The 10,715-nt window shown below is 64.3% G+C and carries 9 protein-coding genes; 8 read left to right on the top strand and 1 reads right to left on the bottom strand.

The window, feature by feature from the left end; all coding sequences use genetic code 11:
• Positions 1-115: 115 nt before the first annotated feature.
• A complete protein-coding gene (locus AWB66_RS15550) occupies positions 116-814 on the bottom strand; it encodes a Bax inhibitor-1/YccA family protein (protein ID WP_087631148.1) in 699 nt (232 codons plus the stop codon).
• Between the two features lie 282 nt (positions 815-1,096).
• Between AWB66_RS15550 and ndk the strand changes: the two genes are divergently transcribed.
• From ndk to der, 8 genes are all read left to right on the top strand, one after another.
• Positions 1,097-1,522: a nucleoside-diphosphate kinase gene (gene ndk, locus AWB66_RS15545; protein WP_087631147.1), complete on the top strand. Its 426-nt coding sequence runs from the start codon at positions 1,097-1,099 to the stop codon at positions 1,520-1,522.
• A gap of 109 nt (positions 1,523-1,631) precedes the next feature.
• A complete protein-coding gene (gene rlmN / locus AWB66_RS15540; RefSeq protein ID WP_087631179.1) occupies positions 1,632-2,771 on the top strand; it encodes a dual-specificity RNA methyltransferase RlmN in 1,140 nt (379 codons plus the stop codon).
• Positions 2,772-2,972: 201 nt separating this feature from the next.
• A complete protein-coding gene (locus AWB66_RS15535; RefSeq protein ID WP_087631146.1) occupies positions 2,973-4,088 on the top strand; it encodes a helix-turn-helix domain-containing protein in 1,116 nt (371 codons plus the stop codon).
• Between the two features lie 133 nt (positions 4,089-4,221).
• The gene (gene ispG, locus AWB66_RS15530; RefSeq protein WP_087631178.1) at positions 4,222-5,538 is read left to right on the top strand and encodes a flavodoxin-dependent (E)-4-hydroxy-3-methylbut-2-enyl-diphosphate synthase; all 1,317 of its coding nucleotides are present in this window, start codon (positions 4,222-4,224) and stop codon (positions 5,536-5,538) included.
• 6 nt (positions 5,539-5,544) lie between these two features.
• The gene (hisS, locus tag AWB66_RS15525) at positions 5,545-6,885 is read left to right on the top strand and encodes a histidine--tRNA ligase (RefSeq protein ID WP_087631145.1); all 1,341 of its coding nucleotides are present in this window, start codon (positions 5,545-5,547) and stop codon (positions 6,883-6,885) included.
• Positions 6,886-6,976: 91 nt separating this feature from the next.
• Positions 6,977-7,606, top strand: coding sequence for a YfgM family protein (locus AWB66_RS15520; RefSeq protein WP_087631144.1), 630 nt, complete (start codon positions 6,977-6,979; stop codon positions 7,604-7,606).
• Positions 7,607-7,741: 135 nt separating this feature from the next.
• A complete protein-coding gene (bamB, locus tag AWB66_RS15515) occupies positions 7,742-8,884 on the top strand; it encodes an outer membrane protein assembly factor BamB (RefSeq protein ID WP_087631143.1) in 1,143 nt (380 codons plus the stop codon).
• Positions 8,885-9,283: 399 nt separating this feature from the next.
• Positions 9,284-10,621, top strand: a complete 1,338-nt coding sequence (gene der / locus AWB66_RS15510) for a ribosome biogenesis GTPase Der (RefSeq protein WP_087631142.1) — start codon at positions 9,284-9,286, stop codon at positions 10,619-10,621.
• The last annotated feature ends 94 nt before the right edge of the window (positions 10,622-10,715 follow it).

The raw sequence follows: 10,715 nt of genomic DNA, 5'->3' as shown, positions 1-10,715 counted from the left end.
ACATCGCCGAGCCCCGTTTACAACTACTTTGAGCAGCCAACAAAAATGCCGTTCAGTCGCTTAACTGAACGGCATTATGCCCGAGGGCCGGTTTTTCGTTGAGGCGAACGCCGGATCAGTTGCGGTTGCCGCCGAAGATGCCGAGCAGCGCCAGCAGGTTCGTGAACACGTTGTACAGATCCAGGTAGATCGCGAGCGTCGCGCTGATGTAGTTCGTCTCGCCGCCGTTCACGACGCGCTGCACGTCGAACAGCATGTACGCGGAGAAGATCACAATCGCCAGCACGGAGACCGTCAGCATGAGCGCCGGCAGTTGCAGGAAGATGTTCGCGAACGCCGCGAGCAGGATCACCAGCACGCCCATGAAGAGCCACTTGCCGAGGCCCGAAAAATCGCGCTTGCTGACCGTCGCGATGGTCGCCATGACCGCGAAGATCACACCCGTGCCGCCGAATGCCATCATGATGAGCTGCGGCCCGTTCGAGAACCCGAGAATGAAGCTCAGGAGACGCGAGAGCATCAGCCCCATGAAGAACGTGAAGCCGAGCAGCACGAGGACACCGATGGCGCTGTCTTTCGTCTTCTCGATCGCGAACATGAAGCCGAACGCGATGGCGAGGAACGCGATGAAGCTCATCGTCGGGCTGGTGGCCGCGAACAGCGAGAAGCCGGTCGCGACGCCGACCCAGGCGCCGAGCACCGTCGGCACCATCGAGAGCGCCAGCAGCCAGTAGGTGTTGCGCAGCACGCGGTTGCGCGTCTCGACCGACGTGACCGTGCCGCTGCGGCCAAAACTGTAGGGTGATTCGTTCATGGTTTCTCCTTGCCTTTGCCTTGATTTGTCGAACAAGACATCCGTAAAGCGGTGGTTTGATGCTCAGGCGCAGCGTCCGCCGGTCGCATGCGCCACAAATATGGGTCTATCTTGCACTGAATTCAATACCGCTGCACCGAAGCGCACGCCTTCCCAAGCCATCTGTGACGCTTTGTTTGATTCTTACGATACCGTAAGGTTTCAATCGCAATCATACATGTCTTCGTGCTACAATTGTCGATTCATTTAAATTCGTAACCCATTCATTTTTTGGAGTTTTTCATGGCAATCGAGCGCACCCTGTCGATCATCAAGCCGGACGCAGTGGCAAAGAACGTTATCGGCCAGATCTACAGCCGTTTCGAAAATGCTGGCCTCAAGATCGTTGCGTCGCGCATGGTTCACCTGTCGCGCGCCGACGCGGAGAAGTTCTACGCCGTGCACGCTGCACGTCCGTTCTTCAAGGACCTCGTCGAATTCATGATTTCGGGCCCGGTGATGATCCAGGCGCTCGAAGGCGAGAACGCAATCGCCAAGAACCGCGACCTGATGGGCGCGACGGACCCGAAGAAGGCCGACAAGGGCACGATCCGTGCGGATTTCGCCGACAGCATCGACGCCAACGCCGTGCACGGTTCGGACGCGCCGGAAACCGCGCGTCAGGAAATCGCGTTCTTTTTCCCGGAAGTGAACGTTTACTCGCGCTAATCTAAAGATGATGGCGCTGCCGCCTTCGCGGCGGCGCCTCTCGAATTGGCGCGAACGGCCCGGGCGCCTCGCCCGGGCAACGCTCAAGACAGAAATGGCAGAATTCGACATGACGAGCAGCTCAACCGTCAACCTTCTCGATCTCGACGCCGCCGGGCTCGTGGCTTACTGCGACAGCCTTGGGGAAAAGCCGTTTCGCGCCAAGCAGTTGCAGCGCTGGATCCACCAGTACGGCGTCGACGACTTCGACGGCATGACCGACCTGGCAAAATCTTTGCGCGAAAAATTGAAGGGCCGCGCCAACATGGCGATGCCCGAGATCGTCCGCGATCACGTTTCCACCGACGGCACGCGCAAGTGGCTGATCGACGTCGGCAACAGTAATGCGGTCGAGACCGTTTTCATCCCCGAAGAAAATCGCGGCACGCTGTGCGTGTCGTCGCAGGCGGGCTGCGCCGTGAATTGCCGCTTTTGCTCGACGGGCAAACAGGGCTTTTCGCGCAACCTGACGACCGGCGAAATCATCGGTCAATTGCGCATGGCCGAATTCGCGCTGCGCAAGTCGCTCGGACGCGAGGTCGGCGGCCCGGGCAAGGGCGAGCGCGTCGTGACGAACGTCGTGATGATGGGCATGGGCGAACCCATGCTGAACTACGATGCCGTGGTTCCCGCCATGCGCCTGATGCTCGACGACAACGCCTACGGCCTGTCGCGCCGGCGCGTGACGCTTTCCACCTCGGGCGTCGTGCCGATGATGGACCGCCTCGCCGCCGATCTGCCGGTGGCGCTCGCGGTGTCGCTGCACGCGCCGAACGATCCGCTGCGCGACATGCTGGTGCCACTGAACAAGAAGTACCCGTTGCGCGAACTGATGGCGGCCTGCCAGCGTTACCTGAAGGTTGCGCCGCGCGATTTCATCACGTTCGAATACTGCATGCTCGACGGCGTGAACGACACCGAAGCGCACGCGCGGGAACTGCTGGCCGTCACGCGCGACGTGCCGTGCAAATTCAACCTGATTCCGTTCAATCCGTTTCCGGAGTCCGGCCTCGTGCGTTCGCGCAACGATCAGATCAAGCGTTTCGCGCAGGTGCTGATGGATGCCGGCATCGTGACGACAGTGCGAAAGACGCGCGGCGACGACATCGACGCTGCCTGCGGACAACTCGCGGGCACCGTGCAGGATCGCACGCGACTCGCCGAGCGCATGGGCCGGCAGTCGAAGGTGATCGAAGTCCGGGCCGTGTGAGGCGCGGGGCGCGCGAATCGACTAGGCGCGTTTCAGCGCAAAAAGAAAGAAAAACGAAGCAAGCGATCGGATGCGGTACAAAAAACCGCACATTTTGTTATAAAGCGGTCTGCACGAAGCAGCGGGTTGTATTGTGCATATGACGCGTGCAACCCGGCGCTTTCGAGCGACAAATAAAAGAATCGATGCGAGGAATTTGGCATGAGTGAACCGCAGCACCCGACGCCTTTCGGCAGTCGAACCGGCAATCCCTCCGGCCGCGAGCCGGACGGCGAAGCGTTGGCCGGTCAGGCGGCGTCGAGCGGGAATCAGGCGGGGAGCTTGGAATCGATTGTCGCGGTCGGAGCGCGCCTCGCGCAGCTTCGCACGGCCAAGGGCTGGTCGATCGACGATGTTTCGGCGCGGCTCAAGGTATCGCCGCAAAAAGTGCGTTCGCTCGAAGCGGGCGACCTGAGTCATCTGCCCGACCGCACCTTCGCGGCCGGCATCGTGCGCAGCTACGCGAAAATGCTCGGCGCCGATCCGGCGCCGTTTACGCAGGCGCTGCGCCGTGTGAACGGGCCGGTCGAGCAGAATCTGTCGTTGCCGGCTGCGGCGGGCGGCGGCTTGCCGCGCGCACGCGTGTCCGTGCCGCTCAATGGCACGGGGCGGCGTCGCTCGTGGCTGTGGGGCGTCGCCGCCGTGATCGTCGCGGTGATCGCGCTCGCGATGTGGCACACCGGCGGCGACTCCGCCGCGTGGCTCGCGCGCCTGAAGGCGAGTGCAAACGGCACGTCGCTGTCCGGTTCGAACGGAAATAGCGGAACGAGCGCGGCGTCGTCTGTGGCGACGCCCGACGAACTGGCCGCGGCCAATACCGGCGAGGCGTCGTCGGCGGAACCTGGCGCCGCCGGAATGCAGCCGATGCCGCATCCGCTTGGCACCAATGCGTTGCCGAATTCGTCGTCGACGATAGCGGCCGTGCAGGGCGCGAGTGGCGCGGCGCTGGCGCCCGCAGCGCCCGCGCTCACGCCGCCGGCACCGGCCGCCGCGGTCGCTTCGGCTTCCGCGCCGACCGTCGCGGGCACGGGGACGAATGCGCTGGAACTGAAAGTGAAGCAGGACAGCTGGCTCAGCGTGCGCCAGAAAGACGGCAAGGAAGTATTCTCTGGTCTCGTGCACGGCGGCAACACGCAACGCGTGGAAGGCGAGGCGCCGTTCAAGGTGACGATCGGCAATCGCGCGGGCATGGACTCGCTCACGTTCGACGACGAACCGGTCGATCCCGCCAAATACGCCGCGGCGAAAGGCAACGTCGCGCGCTTTTCGGTGCCCTGAGGCGCCGTCCGACGCGTATCGCGCCGCACGCCACGCAACGTATCGAGAGCGCCGCCGGCCCCGCCGGCGGCGTCGATTTGAGGGTTCCACATACGTCGCCGCATGGTAGCCGGTGACGCAAGAGGGTTTTTCGATGCAATCCGAAGCTCAATCCCTGATCAGCAGCACGATTTGTTCGACCGAGCCGGTGTTCGGCGGGCCGCTTCGACGCCGCGCGTCGCATGCGGTCGACGTCCGCTGGGGCGGCCAGCTCGTGACGATCGGCGGCGACGCGCCCGTGCGCGTCCAGTCGATGACCAACACGGACACGGCGGACGCCATCGGCACGGCCATCCAGATCAAGGAACTGGCGCAAGCCGGCTCCGAACTCGTGCGCATCACGGTCAACACGCCGGAGGCGGCCGCCGCCGTGCCGCACGTGCGCGACCAGCTGGACCGCATGGGCGTGACGGTGCCGCTCGTCGGCGATTTTCACTACAACGGTCATCTGCTGCTGCGCGACTATCCCGCGTGCGCCGAGGCGCTGTCGAAGTACCGGATCAATCCGGGCAACGTCGGGCAGGGCGCGAAGCGCGACACGCAGTTCGCGCAGATGATCGAAGCCGCCGCGCGCTACGACAAGGCGGTGCGCATCGGCGTGAACTGGGGCAGTCTCGACCAGGATCTGCTCGCGCGCATGATGGACGAGAACGCCGCGCGCGCCACGCCGTGGGACGCGCAGAGCGTGATGTACGAAGCGCTGATCCAGTCGGCGGTCGGCTCGGCGGAGCGGGCCGTCGAACTCGGCCTCGGGCGTGACCGCATCATCCTGTCGTGCAAGGTGAGCGGCGTGCAGGACCTGATCGCGGTGTATCGCGAACTCGCGAAGCGCTGCAGCTTTGCGCTGCATCTCGGGCTGACCGAGGCGGGCATGGGCTCGAAGGGCATCGTCGCGTCGACGGCGGCGCTTTCCGTGCTGCTGCAGGAAGGCATCGGCGACACGATCCGCATCTCGCTCACGCCGGAACCCGGCGGCGCGCGCACGGGCGAAGTGGTCGTCGGCCAGGAAATTTTGCAGACGATGGGCCTGCGTTCCTTCACGCCGATGGTGATTGCGTGTCCGGGCTGCGGGCGCACGACGAGCACGCTGTTCCAGGAACTCGCCTCGCAGATTCAGACTTATCTGCGCAACGAAATGCCGGTCTGGCGTGACCAATACCCGGGCGTCGAGAAAATGCACGTCGCGGTGATGGGCTGCATCGTGAACGGGCCGGGCGAATCGAAGCACGCAAATATCGGCATCAGCCTGCCGGGTTCGGGCGAGAATCCGGCGGCGCCCGTGTTCGTCGACGGCGTGAAGGTCAAGACGCTGCGCGGCGAGCATATCGCCCAGGAATTCCAGCAAATCGTGAGCGACTACGTCGCGCGCACCTACGGTCGTCGAGAAGAGACGGCCGCGGCATCACTCTAAAGACAGATGACAGAACAGAAGAAACGGCTCGAAAAACTGAGCGGCGTGAAGGGCATGAACGACATCCTCCCGCAGGATGCCGCGTTGTGGGATTTCTTCGAGTCGACGGTCAAGTCGATGCTGCGCGCCTACGGTTATCAGAACATTCGCACGCCGATCATCGAGCATACGCAGCTCTTCACGCGCGGGATCGGCGAAGTGACCGATATCGTCGAGAAGGAAATGTACAGCTTCGTCGATTCGCTCAACGGCGAGCATCTGACGATGCGTCCGGAAAACACGGCGGCCGTCGTGCGCGCGACGATCGAGCACAACCTGCTCTACGACGGCCCGAAGCGCCTGTGGTACATCGGCCCGATGTTCCGTCACGAGCGTCCGCAGCGCGGGCGGTATCGCCAGTTCCATCAGGTCGGCGTGGAAGCGCTCGGCTTCGCGGGCCCCGATGCCGACGCCGAAATCATCATGATGTGCCAGCGTCTCTGGGACGACCTCGGTCTCACCGGCATTCGCCTGGAACTCAATTCGCTCGGCCAGGCCGATGAACGCGCCGCGCATCGAAAGGAACTGATCGCGTATCTCGAAAAGCACGTCGACCTGCTCGACGAGGAAGCGAAGCGGCGCCTCTACACGAACCCGCTGCGCGTGCTCGACACGAAGAATCCGGCGCTGCAGGAGATTGCGCAGAACGCGCCGAAGCTCGTCGATTTCCTCGGCGACGAATCGCGTGCGCATTTCGAAGGCGTCCAGCGTCTTCTGAAGGCGAACAACATTCCATTCAAGATCAATCCGCGCCTCGTGCGCGGGCTCGATTACTACAATCTCACCGTGTTCGAATGGGTGACCGACAAGCTCGGCGCGCAGGGCACGGTCGCGGGCGGCGGGCGCTACGATCCGCTGATCGAACAGCTGGGCGGCAAGCCGACCAAGGCGTGCGGCTGGGCGATGGGCGTCGAGCGCATTCTCGAACTGCTGAAGGAAGAGCAACTCGTGCCGGAAGCCGAAGGCACGGATGTCTACGTCGTTCACCAGGGCGAAGCGGCGGCCGAGCAGGCGTTCATCATCGCCGAACGGCTGCGCGACACGGGTCTCGACGTGATCCTGCATTGCAGCCCGGAAGGCGCATCGGCGAGCTTCAAGTCGCAGATGAAGAAAGCCGACGCAAGCGGCGCCGCGTTCGCCGTGATTCTCGGCGAGGACGAACTGGCGCAGGGCACGGTCGGCATCAAGCCGCTGCGCGCGGTCGAGGGCGACGCTCAGAAGAATGAGCAGTCGAACGTTCCGCTGGAAAACTTGACCGAATTTCTAATCAATGCGATGGTTGCATCCGCCGACGACGGCGCTGATTAAATTTTAGGCAGCGACCGTGCGCGCAGTGCGCGATCGAGAGGATCGCGCGTGGAGCGCGCCAAAACCAAGGCGCAGAAGGAATAGTTGGGCAATGAGCTATCACGACGAACAAGAATCGCTGGAAAATCTGAAGCACTGGTGGGCCAAGTGGGGCAACGCGACGACGTGGATCGTCCTCGCCGTGCTCATCGTGGCCGCAGGCTACAACGGCTGGAATTTCTGGCAGCGTCGCCAGGCGGCCGAGGCCGCCGTGCTGTACGACCAGGTGCAGCAGGCGGTCAACGCGAACGACAAGGCGAAGATCGCGCGCGTCGCCTCCGACATGGAGGACAAGTTCGGCAGCACCGCGTATGCGCAGATGACCGCGCTCGCTGCCGGCAAGGCGCTCTACACGGCGGGCGACACGGCCGCCGCCAAGGCCCAGCTGCAATGGGCCGTCGATCACGCGAGGGACGCCGAGTACAAGCAGATCGCGAAGCTGCGTCTGTCGCTCGTGCTCCTCGACGAAAAAGCCTACGACGCCGGCCTCAAGGTGCTGGCCGATGCGCCGCTCGACGCGTTCAAGGGCGTCGTGTCGGATCGACGCGGCGACCTGCTCGCGGCGCAAGGCAAGCGCGACGATGCGCGCGCCGCCTACAAGCTGGCGCTCGACTCGCTGCCGTCGAGCGACACGTCCGCGCGCCAGCTGGTCCAGTTCAAACTGGACGCGCTCGGCGGCTGAGGCGGGCGGCCGACATCCACCGCATCCGAACCATCGCCGCTCCGTAAGCCGAAGGGCACGCGCCGGGAAACACGCCGGCGACGCCTGCGGCACACGCCGATCAATCGAATCTCCTAATCAATGTTGCGTCCACCGATGACTTTTCTGAAACGCTACGCTCTCCCGCTCGCCTGCGCGATGACCGCCTTGCTCGCGGCCTGCTCAGCCACCAAGGATGAACGCCGCGTGCCGACACCGCTCGTCGAAATCAAGCCGGTCCTGAACGTCGAACAGGCGTGGAAGGCGAGCGTCGGCAAGGCCGGCCGCTATCTGTTCACGCCGGTCGCCGTCGGCGACATGGTGTTCGCCGCGGGCGCGAACGGCACGGTCGCGAAGATCGACGCGAAGACCGGTCTGGACGTGTGGCGTACTAAGCTCAAGGACGACCTGTCCGCGGGCGTCGGCAGCGACGGCAACCTGACGGCGGTCGGCGGCCTCAAGGGTTCCGTCTACGCACTCGGACCCGACGGCAAGGAATTGTGGACGGCCGTCGCACCGGGCGAAATCGTGTCGCCGCCGCTCGTCGGCAACGATCTCGTGATCGTGCGCACGATCGACGGCAAGGTCGTCGCGTTCAATGCGCAGACCGGCGAGCAGAAGTGGGTGTTCCAGGTCCGCGCGGTGCCGCTCAACCTGCGCGTCGCGGCCGGCATGACGTTCGCCGGCAACCAGGCGGTGCTCGCGGGCTTCCCGGGCGGCACGTTCGCCGCGATCAACCTGCAGACGGGCGACGCCTACTGGCAAACGCCGGTGTCGTTCCCGAAAGGCGTCACGGAAGTCGAGCGCATCAACGACGTGACCGGCGCGCCGTCGCTCGTCGGCGCGCAAACCTGCGCGGTGACGTTCCAGGGCCGCATCGGCTGCTTCGACGCGAATTCGGGCCGTCCCGTCTGGGAGAAGGCATTTTCGAGCGACAGCGGTCTGGCCGCGGACGATCAGGCCGTGGCCGCCGGCGACGACTGGTCGGTCGTCAACGCGTTTCGCGCAGCCGATGGCGTGCCGCTCTGGAAGAGCGACAAGCTGAAGAACCGTCAGGTCAGCGTGCCTTACATCCTGGGCCGCACGGTCGTCGTCGGCGATTTCGAGGGCTATGTGCATTTCCTCGAAACGTCGAAGGGCGAACTGGTCGGACGCGCGAAGACGGACGGCAGCGGGATCAGCGCCGCACCCGTGCTCGCCGGCGACACGCTCGTCGTTCAGACCAAGGACGGCGGTCTGTTCGGCTTCCGCCCGCGCTGAGTTTTCATCGTGACCTGACCTGTGAGCCGGCGCTGCCGGCTCGCGTGCTTTATCGGCGCTTCGTTTGCATGACGGCGCGGCGCGCAACAAAGAAGTCGTCCACGCGCGGTGCGCTGCGCGTTCGATAGAAACAGAAGTAGAAGCGAGGCGCCGGGCATGAGCGCACACTCGTAACGACCACGCGCGGTGGGCGTCGAAACGGCGACACGGCAGCCGCGAAAGAACGCTAACCGGCGCCAGGCTTCGTGCCGACTCCGCGCATCCGACGCGTCCAAGGGCGCCGCATGCCGAATCCATGCTAATTTTCGACAAACGCAGGCTTTTCCGCGGCGTTTCCGTGGCCCGGGCGTTTCACGCGCCGGTGTCGCTCGCCTTGCGTTCAACTGTGAACACGATCTGATGAAACCCGTAATTGCCCTCGTTGGGCGCCCCAATGTGGGGAAATCGACCCTTTTCAACCGGCTGACGCGCTCGCGAGACGCGCTCGTCGCCGACCTGCCCGGACTCACGCGCGACCGCCACTACGGCGAAGGGCGCGTCGGCGATCGCCCGTATCTGGTCGTCGACACGGGCGGCTTCGAACCCGTCGCGAAGGACGGCATCCTGCACGAGATGGCGCGCCAGACACGCCAGGCGGTGGAGGAGGCGGACGTCGTCGTGTTCATCGTCGACGGGCGCAACGGGCTCGCGCCGCAGGACAAGGCGATCGCGGATTATCTGCGCAAGACGGGGCGGCCGCTCTTTCTGGTCGTCAACAAGGCGGAGGGCATGAAGTACAGCGCGGTCGCCGCCGACTTCTACGAACTCGGCCTCGGTGACCCGCGCGCGATCTCGGCGGCGCACGGCGACGGCGTCAGCGAAATGATCGGCGACGCGCTCGAAATCGCCTACGCGGGCCAGCCGGAAGAGGACGACGACGAGAAGGCGCAGCACGGCGTGAAGATCGCGATCGTCGGGCGGCCGAACGTCGGCAAATCGACGCTCGTGAACGCGCTGATCGGCGAGGAGCGCGTGATCGCGTTCGACATGCCGGGCACGACGCGCGATTCGATCTATGTTGATTTCGAGCGACAAGGCCGCAAATACACCCTGATCGACACGGCGGGGCTGCGTCGTCGCGGCAAGGTGTTCGAGGCGATCGAAAAATTCTCGGTCGTGAAAACCTTGCAGTCGATTTCGGATGCGAACGTCGTGATCCTTCTGCTCGACGCCCAGCAGGACATCTCCGAGCAGGACGCGCACATCGCGGGTTTCGTGGTCGAGCAGGGCCGGGCGTTGGTGGTGGGCGTGAACAAGTGGGACGGGCTCGATTCGCACGTGCGCGAGCGGACCAAGGCGGATCTCACGCGCAAGCTCAAGTTCCTGGACTTCGCGAAGTTTCACTACGTGTCGGCGCTGGAGAAGACGGGCATCGGCCAGCTGATGAAGTCGGTCGACGATGCGTACGCCGCCGCGATGGCGAAACTGCCGACGCCGAGGCTCACGCGCGCGCTGATCGACGCGGTGGAATTCCAGCAGCCGCGGCGTCGCGGGCCGGTGCGTCCGAAGCTGCGTTATGCGCACCAGGGCGGGCAGAATCCGCCGATCATCGTTGTACACGGCAACGCGCTCGACGCGATCACGGATACGTATAAGCGCTACCTGGAAGGGCGCTTCCGCGAAACTTTCGGGCTGGCCGGGACTCCATTGCGAATAGAGTTTCGTTCAAGCCGAAACCCTTACGCGGACAAGGGCTGAGTCCCGCGCGCACCAAGCGTTTCGCCGCTTCTGGCGGCGCTGGTGCGGAAAAGAAAATCGGCTATAGTGTAGCGATTGTTGGCGGATCTCTTTT

This window comes from Caballeronia telluris, from assembly GCF_001544495.1.
GTDB lineage: Bacteria > Pseudomonadota > Gammaproteobacteria > Burkholderiales > Burkholderiaceae > Caballeronia > Caballeronia telluris.
Note: the sequence above shows the minus strand (reverse complement) of the source record. Positions and strands in the feature narration are given on the sequence as shown.